We start from the raw sequence: 14,761 nt of genomic DNA on the forward strand, positions 1-14,761 counted from the left end.
CCCCGGCTTCAGCCGAAGCTCTCGCGGGCGAGCTCCGACCAGGCGGCCTCGGCGGCGTCCAGCGCATCGTCGAGCGGGCGGGCGGCGAGCCGGCCCTCGCCGTCCTCGACCACGAGGTCGAAACGCTCGAGCTTGGCCAGCGCATCCTCGATCTCGAAATCCACATCCACCGAGAAGGTCGCCTTCAGCCAGCTCTCGATCTCGCCGTCCAGCGCCTCGCGGGTCATTGGCGCCCCCGCGCGGTGCAGGAAGTGATAGGCGAGGAACGCCTCCTTCACCTCCGAATCCTCCGAGGCGCCGATCAGGTAGTCGAAGAAGGCGGCGTTGTTGTTCAGGTTGTTGAAATAGGCGTTCTCGGCCACCTGCTTCTGGTACTTGAACTTCTGCCGCTCATACTTGATCCACTGGCGGCCGAGGAAGCCGCCGAGCGCGGCGAGGCCGGACAGCGCGGCCAGCGCCTTCTTGGTCTGGTCTTCCTCCACCGCGCCGGTGATCCCGAGATAGGCGCCGATCACCAGGAACAGCACGGTGAGCGCGGGGATGATGTTGAGCAGGATCGGAATGCCGCCGGCCACCGCCGGCACGCCGAGGATCAGCTTGTCCTTCAGCCCCATCACCACCCGGGCATTGGGGTAGAGCGTCTTGAGATCGGCGCGCGGGATGTCGCGGAACAGCTTGAGATAGATCGCGCCGGGGCGCAGCCGGCCGTCGCGCCGGGCGCGCCGCGGGATCTCCTCCTGCAGCGCCGCGAGGAACACCACATGGTCCCAGAACTGGGCGCGGATCTCGTCCTTCCGGAAGCCGAACCAGCTCGAGAGCGTGAACTCCCGCTCGCGCCGGCCGCGGCCGTAGAAGCGCACCTCGTCGAAGACATCCACCGGCACGTCGACCTTGGCGCGCACCCGGCCGCGGGACTCCGCCTCCGGCTCGAGGTCCTGCGCCTCGATGCGCCGGAAATTGGCGGCCTTCAGCGCGGTGTCGAGCGCCTCGAGGAAGGCCTGGCGCTCCTCCGGCGCGGGAGGGATCGGCGCTGTTCCCGGCTGGTCCGGGTTGAAATGCACGTAGAGATCCTTGAGCTGCTCGCGGGGCGCGAAGAACACCACGTGAAACAGCAGCGCCAGCCGGCGGCCGAGGGCGCGGAGCTTGTCCCGCTCGGCGGCGTCCAGAGCCGGATCGGAGAGCGCCGCCTCGAGCAGCGCGCGCTTGCGCACCGGCATGTAGCGCTCCCGCGGCTCCGGCGTCGGCAGGGCCTCCGGCGCTTCGGGGGCGAGGGCGGGCGGCTCGGGCGTGGCGCCGCGGGGCGTCCCCACCGGGGTTTCGGATGCAGTCTCGGGATCGGGCATCGGGGCGGTCTCCTCGCGACGTCTCCTCGGGGCGCGGCTCAGCCGGCGGCGCGCTCGAGCGCGGCGAGCCAGTTCTCGCGGGCGATCTTGGCGATCAGCGCCTCGCCATAGCCGGCCTGGCGCATTGCCGCGATCAGCCGCGGCAGGCCGGTGACATCGCCGATCTCGGCGGGCAGCTCGCAGCCGTCATAGTCCGAGCCGAGCGCCACGCCGTCCTCGCCGAGCCGCTCGATCAGGTGGTCGAGATGGCGCAGCATCTGGATCAGGGGGGTGTCGCGGTCGGTCGCGCAGTCGGGCCGCAGGAAGGCCACGTGGAAGTTGAGCCCCACCAGCCCGCCGGACTCGGCGATCGCGTCGAGCTGCCGGTCGGTCAGGTTGCGGGCATTGGGCGAGAGCGCATGGGCGTTGGAATGCGAGGCGACGAGCGGTTTCGTCGCCATCTTCGCCACCTCCCAGAAGCCGGCCGGGTTGAGATGGGAGAGATCCACCATGATGCCGAGCTCCTCGGCGCGGGCCACCAGCCGGCGGCCGGCCTCGGTCAGCCCCTCGCCCGGCTCGGGCTCGTCCTGCCGGGCCATCGGCGCGCCGTGGCCGAACTGGTTGGGCCGCGACCAGACCAGGCCGAGCGAGCGCAGCCCCGCCGCATGCAGCACCTCGAGCGCATTCAGGTCGGGGTCGATGCATTCCGCCCCCTCGACATGCGGCACCATGGCGAGCCGCCCCGCCGCCATCGCCGCCCGCGCCTCCGCCGCCGAGAGGCAGATCGCCAGCCTGTCGGGGGCGGCCTCGGCCAGCCGCCGCATCCGCGCGAACAGCGCCAGCGTGAAGGCGAGCGCCGCCGGCTGGTCCACCGGGTCGTAGCGGGTCTCCTCGTCGCGCCGCGGGCGCCCCGCCTCGTAGCGCTCGGGCCGCGAGGGGGTATACATCGCGAAGAGCCCGCCGGCGAAGCCCGAGGCGCGCGCCCGCGGCAGGTCGATGTCGATCCCGCCGGCGCCGCCCGCGAAATCCAGCAGCCGGCCGCCGCGGGCCTCGAGCTCGAGCTTCAGCAGCGTGTCGTTGTGCCCGTCGAAGACGGCCACGGGGGCTTCGTCGATGGTCTCGGCGGCGATCCCGGGATGGGTGACGGAATGGTCGGACATCAGGCCCCTTCCTCCTGGCTGTAGCCCCGGCTCGCGGTGATGAGGTCGCGGGTATAGGCATGGGCGGGGCGCGCCGCGCGCAGCTCCTCGACCCCGAGAACCTCCAGCACCTGGCCCTGGCGCATCACCGCCACCCTGTCGCACATATGCGCGACCACCGCCAGATCGTGGCTCACCATCAGATAGGTCAGCCCGCGCTCGGCGCGCAGATCGGCGAGCAGGTTGAGCACCTCCGCCTGCACCGAAACGTCGAGCGCCGAGGTCGGCTCGTCGAGCAGCAGGATCTCCGGCTCCAGCATCAGCGCGCGGGCGATGGCGACACGCTGGCGCTGCCCGCCGGAGAGCTGGTGCGGGTAGCGGAAGCGGAAGCCGTGGCCGAGGCCGACCTGCTCCAGCACCGCCTCGATGCGCGCATCGGTGTCGCCGGCGCGGTGCAGCCGCGCGGGCTCGGAGAGCGTGCGGTCGACGGTGTGGCGCGGGTGCAGCGAGCCGTAGGGGTCCTGGAACACCATCTGCACGGTGCGGTAGAAGTTCATGTCGCGCCGCGGCCCGAGAGTCTTGCCGGCGATCGCGATCGTGCCCGCCGCCGCCGGCACCAGCCCCGCGATGGCGCGCAGCACGGTGGACTTGCCGGAGCCCGATTCGCCGACCAGCCCGAAGGAGCCGCCGCGCGGGATATCGAAGGAGACGTCGTCCACCGCCACGGTGCGTGTTGCGCCCCGCCCGAAGGTGACGGTGAGGCCGGAGACTGCGAGCTCGGGCGCCTCCGGCGAGGCCGGTGCGTCAGAGGAAGGCGGGGACACTGGGCGCCTCCTTCCAGGCCGGGTCGCGGGTCATGGCGGAGAGCCGCTGCTGGCCCTCGTCGAGCCGCGGCAGCGCGCTCAGCAGCCCGCGGGTATAGGGGTGGCGGGCATTGGCGAGCTCGCCTGCCCGGCAGGTCTCGACGATCCGCCCGGCATACATGATCAGGATCCGGTCGCAGAAGCTCGCCACGAGATTGAGGTCGTGGGAGATGAAGATCAGCCCCATGCCGCGGTCCTGCACCAACCGGTCCATGATCCGGAGCACGCGCATCTGCACGGTGACGTCGAGCGCCGAGGTCGGCTCGTCGGCGATCAGCAGCTCCGGCCCCGGCGCCAGCATCATCGCGATCATGATGCGCTGGCCCATGCCGCCGGAGACCTCGTGAGGGTAGAGGCCGGCGACCCGCTCGGGCTCGCGGATCTGCACCGCCTCCAGCATCTCGAGGGTCTTGGCCTCGGCGGCACCGCGGCCCTCGCCGGTATGGATGCTGTAGGCCTCGGCGATCTGCCGTCCCACGGTCATCACCGGGTTGAGCGAGAACTTGGGGTCCTGCAGCACCATGGCGATGCGGCGCCCGCGGATCCGGCGCATCTGCCGCTCCGAGGCGGCCAGCAGGTCGGTGTCCTGGAAGCGCATGGCCGCGGCGGTCATGCGCCCCGGCGGGCGGATCAGCCGGAGGATCGCGCGCCCGGTCATCGACTTGCCGGAGCCGCTCTCCCCGACGATGCCGACGCGCTCGCGGCCGACCTCGAAGGACAGCCCGCGCACCGCCTCGACCTCGCCGCCGGTGGGCTTGGCGAAGCGGACCCAGAGATCCTCCACCCTCAGCAACGGCGCGCTCATCGGCCCTTGCTCCGCGGATCGAGCACGTCGCGCAACCCGTCGCCCAGCAGGTTGAAGCCGAGCGAGACGATGAAGATCGCGAGGCCGGGGATGGTCGCCACCCACCAGGCATCGAGGAACTTGCGGCCCGACGAGATCATCGCACCCCATTCCGGGGTCGGTGGCTGCGCCCCGAGGCCTAGGAAGCCGAGCCCGGCGGCGGTGAGGATGACGCCGGCCATGTCGAGGGTCACGCGGATGATGATCGAGCTCATGCATTGCGGCCAGATATGGCCGGTGATGATGCGCATCGGCCCGGCACCCTGAAGCTGCACCGCGGCGATGTAGTCGGCATTGCGGATGGTGATGGTCTCGGCCCGGGCGATGCGGGCATAGGGCGGCCAGGCGGTCAGCGTGATCGCCAGGATGGCGTTCTCGATCCCGGCCCCGAGCGCGGCGACGAAGGCCAGCGCCAGCACCAGCCGCGGGAAGGCGAGGAAGACATCCGTGACCCGCATCAGCACGGTGTCGATCCAGCCGCCGAGATAGCCCGCGGCGGTGCCCACCAGCAGGCCGATCACCGGCGCCGTCGCCGCCACCAGCCCGACGATCAGGAGGGTGATCGAGGCGCCGTGCACGATGCGCGACCAGATGTCCCGCCCGAGCTCGTCGGAGCCGAGCAGGAAGCCGCCCTCGCCGGGGGCGGTGAGGCGGGCCTGAAGGTCCTGCTGCAGCGGGTCATGGGTGGCCAGCAGCGGCGCCAGCGCCGCCATCAGCACCAGCGCCACGATGATGACGAAGCCGACCATCGCCAGCGGGTTCGCCGAGAAGTTCTTCCAGCCGAGCCAGAACTGCCCGAGCCGCGCCTGCAGCCGCGAGGTCGGCGCCTCCGCGGTCAGCCAGTCGCGCCAGCCCATCTCGGCCCCGGTGTCAGCGGGCACGGGGGTCAACCACGCGGTAGAGCACGTCTGAGAGCTTGTTGAGCAGGATGAAGCAGAGCCCCACGACCACGGTGCCGCCGAGCACCGCGTTCATGTCGGCCGAGAGCAGCGCCGTGGTGATGTATTGCCCGAGCCCGGGCCAGGCGAAGATCGTCTCGGTGAGCACGGAGCCCTCCAGCAGGTTGGCATAGGACAGCGCGATCACCGTGATCAGCGGGATCAGCACGTTGCCGAGCGCATGGCGCCAGATCACCGCGCCCTCGGAGAGGCCCTTCACCCGCGCGGTGGTGATGTATTCCTTGCCGAGCTCCTCGATCATGAAGCTCCGCGTCATGCGCGAGATGTAGGCCAGGCTGTAATAGCCGAGGATCGAGGCCGGCAGCACGATGTGGTGCACGGCATTGCGGAAGATGGTCATGTCGCCGGCGATCAGGCTGTCGATCAGGATCATCCCCGTCACCGAGGGGATCATGTCGACATAGAAGATGTCGAGCCGGCCCGGGCCGCCGACCCAGTCGAGCTGGCGGTAGAAGATCACGAGCCCGATCAGCCCGAGCCAGAAGATCGGCATGGAATAGCCGAAAAGGCCGAAGAGGCGCACCAGGTGGTCGGGCCAGCGGCCCTGATGCACCGCGGCGATCACCCCGAAGGGCACGCCGAGCACCACCCCGATCAGCACCCCCAGCGTGGCCAGCTCGAGCGTCGCGGGGAAGACCCGGGCGATGTCCTCGGAGACCGGCCGGGCGGTGAGGTTGGAGCGGCCGAAATCGCCCTGCACCACGTCCTGCAGGAAGATGCCGAACTGCACCAGCAGCGGCTTGTCGAGGCCCATCTCCTTGTAGGCCGCGTCATAGACCTCCTGGCTGGCACGGTCGCCGACCACCGCCAGAACCGGGTCGATCGGCATCACCCGCCCGATGATGAAGGTGATGAAGAGCAGCCCCACCATTGTGATGAGCACCGAGGCGAGCGCGCTCAGCAGCCCGCCGCCCCGGGTTACGAGCCAGGGCGAGACCCGCGCCGCAGCGCCGGCCCCGCCCTGTCCGCCGATCTTGTCGGTGTCGCTCACCTGAGCCGGCCGGTTACTTGGTCACCGACCAGTAGAAGGCTGCCGTGATCGCCGAGCCGGTCACGAAGCCCGAGACGCTGTCGCGCCGGGCGATCTGCTCGATCTTCTGGAACATCGGCACGAAGGGGGCGGTCCGCTGCCACTCCTTCTGGATGTCGACATACATCTGCGCGCGCACCTCGCGGTCGCCCTCGACGAGCGCCGCCTCGGTCATGGCGGTCATCTCGGGGATGTCCCAGCCGTTGCGCCAGGCGAGCTTGCCGGTCAGGCCGGCCTCGTCGGAGTTGTCCGGGTTGTGCGAGAAGGTGTCGGCATTGGTATGCGGGTCGGGATAGTCCGGGCCCCAGGCGCCGACATAGATGTCGAACTCGCGCGAGCGGTATTTCGCCAGCGTCTGCTTGCCGGTGGCCTGCGAGATCGTCGCGGTGATCCCGGCCTTGGCGAAGTTCTGCTGCAGGGTCTGGGCAATCTCGACGCGCTCCTGCGCGGTGCGGACGATGATCTCGACCTCGAAGCCGTCGGCATGGCCGGCCTCGGCGAGCAGCGCCTTGGCCTTCTCGACGTTCAGCGAATAGGGCTGGTCCTTCAGCTCGCCCATGTAGGTGAGCGGCAGGAAGGCCTGGTGCACGGTGTACTGCCCGCGCAGGAAGCTGTTCGCCATGCCCTCGTAGTCGGCCAGATATTTCAGCGCCTCGCGCACCTTCGGCTTGCTCAGGATCGGGTGCTTCTGGTTCATCGAGAAATACATGATCCGGCCGCGCAGGTCGCTGTCGACCGCAATGCCCTCGGCGCCCTCGACCGCGGCGATGTCCTCGGGGTTGAGGTTGCGCGCGATATCGACATCGCCGCGCTCGAGCAGCAGCCGCTGGGTCGCCGATTCGGGGATGTGGCGCACGATCACGCGCTGCATCGCCGGCGCGCCGCGCCAGTAGTCGGCATTGGCCTCGAGGGTATAGGCCTCGTTCGGCTTCCAGTTCACCAGCTTGTAGGCGCCGGAGCCGGCCGAGTTCGTCTTCAGCCAGGTGTTGCCCCAGTCGCCGTCCTGCTCGTTGGCCTTAACCGTCTCGCTGTCGACGATGTAGGCGATCGTCGCGGTCAGGCAGTTGAGCACGAAGGAGGTGGCGTATTTCTTGTCGGTGGTGAGCTGGAAGGTGCTGTCGTCGACCGCCACCAGCGTCTCGCCCATGTTGTCCTCGGTGAAGCCGAACTGGGTGAGGATGAAGGACGGGGTCTTCTTCATCGCGACCGCGCGGCGCAGCGAGAACTCCACGTCCTTCGCGGTGACCGGGTTGCCGGAATGGAACTTCAGCCCATCGCGGATCTTGAAGGTGTAGACCTTGCCGTCGCCGGAGATTTCCCAGCTCTCGGCGATGTCGGGCACATAGCCCTTGGAGAGGTCTGCCGGGTCGAAGCTGACCAGCGAGCCATACATGTTGTTGAGGATGTCGGAGCCCGAGAACTCGAAGCTCTCCTGCGGATCGAGGGAGACGATATCGTCGATCGTCGCCGCGATCACGAGCATGTTCGGCGGGGTCTCGGCGCTCGCCGGGGCGGGCGCGAGCGCGAAGGGCATGGCAGCGGCCGCGGCGAGCGCGAGTCCGGCCAGTCTCCGGGTAAGGCGCATCGGGTGTCTCCCTGTTGGCTGTGATTGTCCCTGAGGGTGAGACGCTAGCCGCCTTGTCGGCCGCTGGCAACGCTCGCCGGCGGCTGCGCCCGATTCGGGCCGCTTGATCTGGGTCAGCGCAGGACGCGGCGGCGTTGCGCTTTGCTCGGGCTACGCTCAGACTGACCGGATGGCTGCAGATCAGGGAGGACAGCCCGAATGGATATCGCCCAGTTCAAGGCGCGCCTGCTGGCGCGGCGCGACGAGCTCAACAGGCGGCTCGGCAAGATCGAGCATGCCCTCGACGAGACCCCGCCGCAGGATTGGGAGGATCGTGCCAGCGAGCGCGAGGGCGACGAGGTGCTCGAGGATCTCGGCAGCGCCGGGCTGTCCGAGCTGCGGATGATCGAGGCGGCGCTGGGGCGGATCGAGGCTGGCGAATACGGCTATTGCGTCAATTGCGGCGAGGCGATCGCGCCGGGGCGGCTCGAGGCGGTGCCCCATGCCGCGCGCTGCGTGCGCTGCGCCTGATCGCGGGCCTGATCTGCGGGCCGCCCCCGCCGCGCGACCGGCTCGCAGGGCGCGCCCACCCGCCCACCCCGCGCCCTGCTCGGCGGTCGCGCGGCGGGGGCGGGCATCGCAGGGTTCAGGAGAGCGGCATGTCCGCCGGCGTCTCGAAGCTGTCGGGCCGGGCGCGGCCCCAGCGGTCGAGCAGCCCGTGGCCGAGATCGCGCCCCTCGATCAGGAAGCCTTCGGGCAGCCAGGGGAAGACGAGGTGCCCCTCCACCGTGTCGCCCTTGCGCGAGCGGACGTTGAAATGGCGCGGCGTGAGCCGGGCGGGGTGGTCGAGCCCGGCCGAGCCCACCAGCTCGCCGAGCGCGCGCAGGGTGTTGCGGTGGAAATTGGCCACCCGGGCGCCCTTGTCCGGCACGTCGATGGCGCGGGCGCGGACCTGGTCCTGCGTCGCCACGCCGACCGGGCACTTGTTGGTGTGGCAGGCCTGGGCCTGGATGCAGCCGATGGCGAACATGAAGCCGCGGGCGGAGTTGCACCAGTCGGCCCCCAGCGCGAAGGCCCGCGCGATGTCGAAGGCGGAGATCAGCTTGCCGCTGGCGCCGAGGCGGATGCGGCCGCGCAGCCCGGCACCGCGCAGCGTGTTGTGCACGAAGTTGAGCCCGTCGTTCAGCGGCATCCCCATGTGGTTGGCGAATTCGAGCGGCGCGGCGCCGGTGCCGCCCTCCTTGCCGTCGACCACGATGAAGTCCGGGGTGATGCCGGTCTCGAGCATCGCCTTGACGATGCACATGAACTCCCGCCGGTGGCCGATGCAGAGCTTGAAGCCGACCGGCTTGCCGCCGGAGAGTTCGCGCAGCCGGCCGAGGAACTCGACGAGGCCGATCGGGGTCGAGAAGGCCGAATGCGCGGCCGGCGAGATGCAGTCCACCCCCATCGGGATGCCGCGGGCCTCGGCGATCTCCGGCGTGATCTTGGCCGCCGGCAGCATGCCGCCATGGCCGGGCTTGGCGCCCTGCGAGAGCTTGACCTCGATCAGCTTGACCTGGTCCTCCGCCGCCTGCTCGGCGAAGCGCTCGGGCGAGAACAGCCCGTCCTCGCCGCGGCAGCCGAAATAGCCCGAGCCGATCTCGTAGATCAGGTCGCCGCCGCCCTGGCGGTGATAGCGGCTGATGCCGCCCTCGCCGGTGTCATGGGCGAAGCTGCCGGCCTTGGCCCCGGTGTTGAGCGCCAGGATCGCATTGGCCGATAGCGAGCCGAAGCTCATCGCCGAGATGTTGTAGACCGAGGCGGCATAGGGCTTCCTGCAGTCCGGCCCGCCGATGGCGACGCGGAAGTCGGTGTCGGTGATGTGCACCGGGTTCATCGAGTGGGTGATCCAGGCATAGCCGTCGGCATAGACGTCCTCGCGGGTGCCGAAGGGGCGCTTGTCCTCGACATCCTTGGCGCGCTGATAGGCGATGGAGCGCTGCTCGCGCGAGAACGGGAGCTCGTCCTCGTCGCCCTCCAGCAGATATTGCCGGATCTCCGGGCGGATGCCCTCGAAGATGAAGCGCATGTGCCCCAGCACGGGGTAGTTGCGCAGGATCGAATGCTTCGGCTGGGTCAGGTCCCAGACGCCGACCAGCGACAGCGCGGCGAAGGCCAGGAAGAGCGGCAGCGCCCAGAGCGTGATGGCGCTGGCGATGGCGGCGATGACGGCGAGCAGCACGGTGCCGGCGAAGAAGCCGTAGCGCTGGTGGCGGGCCAGGAACTCCACGGGCGGTCCCTCCTCGGGTTCCGTCGCGGCGCGCCTCCGGGCGGCGGGTCGACGGATATGGATTCGGTATGGTTTCGGAATGGGTCCGGTATGGTTTCGGATCCGCGCCCCGAGGGGGCAGGCAGCGGCGGACGGGCGCGCGCCCGCCCCCCTGAGGCGCGCCCCGAAGTCAGATCGCCTCGGTAATGGCGGTCTCCAGCTTGTCGGTCAATTCATCGATTTGCGACGGCTCGATGATGAAGGGCGGGGCCAGCAGCACATGGTCGCCGGCCTGGCCATCGGCGGTGCCCTGGGCCGGATAGCAGATCAGCCCCGCGCGCATCGCCGCCTTCTTGATCTTCGGCGCCACGCCCCTGGCGCGGGGGAAGGGGGCCTTGCTCTCGCGGTCGGCGACGATCTCGATGCCCTGGAACATGCCGCGGCCGCGGATGTCGCCCACATTGGGATGCTGGCCGAAGCGCGCTTCGAGCTTCTCGCGCAGCACCGCGCCGATCTCGGCGGCACGCGCCGCCAGCCCGCCGCGGGTCAGCTTGGTCAGCACCGCGAGCCCGGCCGCGGTGGCGGTGGGGTGGCCAATATAGGTGTGCCCGTGCTGGAAGGCGCCATGGGCCTCGACAATGGGGGCATAGACCGCCTCGGTGCAGAGCATCGCGCCGATCGGCTGGTAGCCGCCGCCAAGGCCCTTGGCGATGGTCGCGATGTCCGGCGCCACGCCGTCCTGCTCGCAGGCCCAGAGGGTGCCGGTGCGGCCCATGCCGCACATCACCTCGTCGAGGATCAGCAGCACGCCGTACCGGTCGCAGATCTCGCGGATGCGCCGGAAATAGCCCGGCGCCGGCGGCACGCAGCCGAGGGTGGCGCCCGAGACCGTCTCGGCCATGAAGGCCATCACCGTCTCCGGCCCGAGTCGCAGGATCTCCGCTTCCAGCGCGTCGGCGGCGCGGCGGCCGTAGTCCTCGGCGCTCTCGCCGGGCTCGCCGTGGCGGTAGTGGTGGCAGGGCGGGATGTGGTGCATCTCGGCCAGCAGCGGCGCATAGGGCGCCTTGCGCGCCGGGTTGCCGCCGGCGGCGAGCGCGCCGAGGGTGTTGCCGTGATAGCTCTGCTCGCGGGCGATCAGCCGGTGCCGGCCGGGCTCGCCGCGGGCCACCCAGTGCTGCCGCGCGATCTTGATCGCGGTCTCCGCCGCCTCCGAGCCGCCGGAGAGGAAATAGACCCGCGAGAGATCGCCGGGCGCGGTCTCGACCAGCAGATCCGCCAGCGCCTCGGCCGGCTCGGAGGTGAAGAAGCCGGTATGGGCGAAGGCGACCCGGTCGAGCTGCGCCTTGATCGCGGCGATGATGTCTGGGTCGCCATGGCCGAGGCAGGAGACCGCGGCGCCGCCCGAGCCGTCGAGATAGCGCCTGCCCTCCGTGTCGATCAGGTAGCAGCCTTCGCCGCCGGCGACCACCGGCAGGCGGACACCCTCCGCCCTCGGCAGGATGTGGTTCATCGCGCGCTCTCCCATGGGTATGGTTTTCCATGAGCCTAGACCTGCGCGACAGCCGGCTCAAGCGGCCTGCGTCAGTCGCGGAACTGCAGGTCGTAGAGCCGGCTGTAGAGCCCGCCGGCCTCGCGCAGCTCGCCATGGCTGCCGCTCTCGACCACCTTGCCACCCTCGATCACGTGGATCATGTCGGCATGGCGCACGGTGGCCAGCCGGTGCGCGATGACGATGGTGGTGCGCCCCTTCATCAGCCGCGCCAGCGCCTCGCCGACGGCGGCCTCGGCCTCGGCATCGAGCGCCGAGGTCGGCTCGTCGAGCAGCAGGATCGGCGCGCCGCGCAGCATCGCCCGGGCGATCGCGATGCGCTGGCGCTCGCCGCCCGAGAGGGTCGCGCCGTTCTCGCCGAGCTCGGTCTCGTAGCCTCGCGGCATCGCCATGATGAAGGCATGCGCATTGGCCGCCTTCGCCGCCGCACGGATCTCCTCCTCGGTGGCGTCGAGCCGGCCCATGCGGATGTTCTCCGCCACCGTGCCCTCGAACAGGAAGGCGTCCTGCGCGACATAGGCGATGTTGCGGCGCAGGCTCTCGAAGGTCACCCCGCGCAGGTTCTGCCCGTCGATCAGCACGTTGCCGTGGTCGGGGTCGTAGAACCGCTCGATCAGCGCGAAGACGGTGGACTTGCCGGCCCCCGACGGTCCGACCAACGCGGTGACCTTTCCGCCCTCGGCGATCAGCTCGAGCCCGTCGAGCGCCGGCGCCTTGCGCCCGTAACGGAAGCGGATGTTGCGCAGCCGCACCCGCCCGGCGCCGACCTTCAGCGGCACCGCGTCCTCGGCCTCCTCGATCGCCGGCTTGCGGTCGAGCAGGGCATAGAGCATCTCGACGCCGACGAGGCTGGCCTGGAGCTGGATGTTGAGCCGGGCCAGCCGCTTGGCCGGGTCATAGGCCATCAGCAGCGCGGTGATGAAGGAGAAGAAGGCGCCCGGGTCGCCGCCGCCATAGATCACCCGCCAGCCGCCATAGAGGATCACCCCGGCGATCGCCAGCCCGCCGAAGCTCTCCATCAGCGGGTTGGTTGCCGCGCCGACCTGGGCGATGCGGTCGGCGCGCTGGCGCACGTCCTGCACCGCGGCGTCCATCTCGGCGCGCATCACCGGCTCGAGCCCGAAGGCCTTGACCACCCGGGCGCCCTGCGCGGTCTGCTGGATCGTGGTGATGATCCTGGCGATCGAGAGCAGCTCGGCCCGCGCCACCGCCTTGACCTTGCGCACCAGGATCCATTCGCCATAGGCCACCGGCGGGCCGACCAGCAGCGCGATGCCGGCGAGCAGCGGGTCCTGCACGATCATCACGATGCAGAGCGCCACCAGCGAGAACATGTCCCGCCCCATCGAGGTGATGACGAGGTTCAGCGCCTCCCGCGCCGAGCGCGCGTTCTGGCTGAAGCGCATGGCGAGCTGGCCGGTGTTCATCTTCTCGTAGAAGTCGATCCGGTGGCGCTGCACATGGTCGAAGAGCCGCATCTGGATCTCCGCCACGATGCGGTTGCCGATGCGGCTGAGGATCACCTGCTGCACATAGCTGGCGATGCCCTTGATGATGAAGATCCCGGCCACCGCGCCGGCGATCTTCCAGACCATGTCGGGCTTGCGGTCGATGAAGATGTCGTTGATCACGTCCTGCATGATCCAGGCCGAGAGCCCGGTCATGCCCGCCACCACGCTCATGAAGGCGAGGGCGACGCCATAGCCCTTCCAGTGCTGCAGCCCGTTCTCGAGGAAGAGCCGGGTCAGCACCCGCTTCTGCCGCTCGAGATCGGGTTTCGGCTTCTCGCCCGGCTGGCCATCCGGCTGACCACCTGGCACCGCTCCGGCGCCGGCGGCAGGCCCGGGCGGCTGCGGCGGCTCGGGCGGGCGTGGCGGTTCGGGCGGCTCCACGCCCATCTCAGGCGTGCCGGGCGGCCGGCGGCGTGGCGGGGGCGGCGCGCTCGGCCGCCGCCCAGGCCGCGGCGCGCTCGCGCAGCGCCTCGGCGGCCGCGTCGATGCGCACCTCGGCCCATTCGAACTCGCCGTCCGGGTAGTGTCCGGTCCAGTCGCGATAAGGCGTCAGCCGGTAGGGCAGGGGGTGATAGTTGGGATAGGCCGGCCCGTATTCGGCATTGGCCGAGAAATCGGTGGCCAGCACCTCGGCCCCGGCCTCGAGGCATTCGCGGATGTTCAGCCCGTAGCCCTCGGCGCGGTGCAGCGAGAGATAGACATCCGCCGCCGCCTGCAGCCCGGCGATCTCGGCAGGCTCCATCTCCTTCTCGAAGACGCGGATGTTGGGCGCGCCGGCGACCATCTCGTCGAGCTCGGCCCGCACGCAGCGGGTGCGCTTGGAGACGCGCACCTTCATCAGCAGCACGCGGCTGGGATCGTCGCCGAAGGCGGCCTGCCAGGCCGCGACATGGGCCCAGGGGTTCTTGCGCGCCGGGCAGGAGCAGAGATCCATGATCGCGACGCCGAGGAAGGCGTCCTCCGGCACGTCGTAGGCGGCGCGGTCGAAGGGCTGCACCCTGGTGGGCGCGGTCACCGCATGGGGGCGCAGCAGCACCGGGATGTCGCCCGCCGCATCGGCGATGGCGCGGCGGCTGTATTCGGACGGCGTCCAAATCTCGTGCACGATGTCGAGGCCGAAGCGCCAGTCCGCCGGGAAGATCGGCGTCTCCCAGACCCAGAGGCCGATGCGCCGGGCCCGCGCGATGCGCGCCGGCGGCACCGCCGAGAGCAGCGTGGCGTAGCTGTCCGGCGGCGAGAGCAGGATCAGCGTGCCGATCTCCGGCCCGTCGACCGCCAGCGGCTTCGGCCCGCCGCGCTTCACCGCGGCGAGGTCGAGGGTGGTGAGATCGGGATAGTCATGCCGCAGCCGGTCGAGCTCGTAGAGCGCGGCGCGGCTGAGCCCGCTGCAGCCCGAGAAGTCGCCGAGCGCCAGCGCCGGGCCGGTGCCGGTGGGCGCGGCCGGCTTGGCATAGGGCGCGAGACGCTGGGTGTTCTCGCGCAGCCAGCGGCGGCGACGGGCGGGCATGCGCACGCGGCGCCAGAGCTGTGTGAGCGTCCACCGGGCGCGGACACGGGGCCAGCGGCGGAAGATGCGCTCGGGATCGTCGGTCGGTTCGGTCAAGCGCTCGGTCCGTTCAATGCGGCGCAGTGCGTGAGGGGGCCTTACGGCGAAAGCCCCCGCCGCGCAAGGGCCTGCCGCCGGCATGTGGGGCATGTGCCGCAGTGTGGCGCAGGCGCCGCAGCGCCG

At 70.4% G+C, this 14,761-nt stretch carries 12 protein-coding genes; 1 reads left to right on the forward strand and 11 read right to left on the reverse strand.

The features are described 5' to 3' along the window. Positions 1–8: 8 nt before the first annotated feature. Genes QSJ97_RS05285 through QSJ97_RS05315 form a run of 7 tightly spaced genes read right to left on the reverse strand, consistent with a single transcriptional unit; the run spans position 9 to position 7,742 of the window. The gene (locus tag QSJ97_RS05285; protein ID WP_285670589.1) at positions 9–1,343 is read right to left on the reverse strand and encodes a DUF3754 domain-containing protein; all 1,335 of its coding nucleotides are present in this window, start codon (positions 1,341–1,343) and stop codon (positions 9–11) included. 38 nt (positions 1,344–1,381) lie between these two features. After that, positions 1,382–2,482, reverse strand: coding sequence for a dipeptidase (locus QSJ97_RS05290; protein ID WP_285670590.1), 1,101 nt, complete (start codon positions 2,480–2,482; stop codon positions 1,382–1,384). Further along, positions 2,482–3,285 (reverse strand): ABC transporter ATP-binding protein, encoded by an 804-nt coding sequence (locus tag QSJ97_RS05295; RefSeq protein ID WP_434220886.1) that lies wholly within the window; start codon positions 3,283–3,285, stop codon positions 2,482–2,484. The genes QSJ97_RS05290 and QSJ97_RS05295 overlap by 1 nt, the downstream gene beginning before the upstream one ends. Next, entirely contained in the window at positions 3,266–4,129 is an 864-nt protein-coding gene (locus QSJ97_RS05300) for an ABC transporter ATP-binding protein (protein WP_285670591.1), read from the reverse strand. The genes QSJ97_RS05295 and QSJ97_RS05300 overlap by 20 nt, the downstream gene beginning before the upstream one ends. Then, positions 4,126–5,025: an ABC transporter permease gene (locus tag QSJ97_RS05305; protein ID WP_285670666.1), complete on the reverse strand. Its 900-nt coding sequence runs from the start codon at positions 5,023–5,025 to the stop codon at positions 4,126–4,128. Before QSJ97_RS05305 ends, QSJ97_RS05300 begins: the two co-directional genes overlap by 4 nt. 13 nt (positions 5,026–5,038) lie before the next feature. Continuing rightward, positions 5,039–6,118: an ABC transporter permease gene (locus tag QSJ97_RS05310; RefSeq protein ID WP_434220887.1), complete on the reverse strand. Its 1,080-nt coding sequence runs from the start codon at positions 6,116–6,118 to the stop codon at positions 5,039–5,041. Between the two features lie 13 nt (positions 6,119–6,131). After that, complete coding sequence (locus QSJ97_RS05315; protein WP_434220888.1) at positions 6,132–7,742, reverse strand: ABC transporter substrate-binding protein; 1,611 nt, start codon at positions 7,740–7,742, stop codon at positions 6,132–6,134. 198 nt (positions 7,743–7,940) lie between these two features. On the opposite strand from QSJ97_RS05315, the gene QSJ97_RS05320 reads away from it, so the two are divergent. Then, entirely contained in the window at positions 7,941–8,252 is a 312-nt protein-coding gene (locus QSJ97_RS05320) for a TraR/DksA family transcriptional regulator (RefSeq protein ID WP_285670592.1), read from the forward strand. 115 nt (positions 8,253–8,367) lie between these two features. Here the strand turns inward: QSJ97_RS05320 and QSJ97_RS05325 are convergent, their stop codons facing one another. The 4 genes from QSJ97_RS05325 to QSJ97_RS05340 all read right to left on the reverse strand — a co-directional run bounded on the left by QSJ97_RS05325 (position 8,368) and on the right by QSJ97_RS05340 (position 14,635). Beyond that, positions 8,368–9,993, reverse strand: coding sequence for an FMN-binding glutamate synthase family protein (locus tag QSJ97_RS05325; RefSeq protein WP_285670593.1), 1,626 nt, complete (start codon positions 9,991–9,993; stop codon positions 8,368–8,370). A gap of 169 nt (positions 9,994–10,162) precedes the next feature. Next, entirely contained in the window at positions 10,163–11,482 is a 1,320-nt protein-coding gene (locus tag QSJ97_RS05330; RefSeq protein ID WP_285670594.1) for an aspartate aminotransferase family protein, read from the reverse strand. Between the two features lie 71 nt (positions 11,483–11,553). After that, positions 11,554–13,341, reverse strand: a complete 1,788-nt coding sequence (locus tag QSJ97_RS05335; RefSeq protein WP_285670595.1) for an ABC transporter ATP-binding protein — start codon at positions 13,339–13,341, stop codon at positions 11,554–11,556. Between the two features lie 79 nt (positions 13,342–13,420). Beyond that, complete coding sequence (locus QSJ97_RS05340) at positions 13,421–14,635, reverse strand: glycosyltransferase (RefSeq protein WP_285670596.1); 1,215 nt, start codon at positions 14,633–14,635, stop codon at positions 13,421–13,423. Positions 14,636–14,761: the final 126 nt, after the last annotated feature.

Origin of the sequence: Paralimibaculum aggregatum (genome assembly GCF_030270585.1) — a bacterium.
Taxonomy (GTDB): Bacteria; Pseudomonadota; Alphaproteobacteria; order Rhodobacterales; family Rhodobacteraceae; genus Thermohalobaculum; species Thermohalobaculum aggregatum.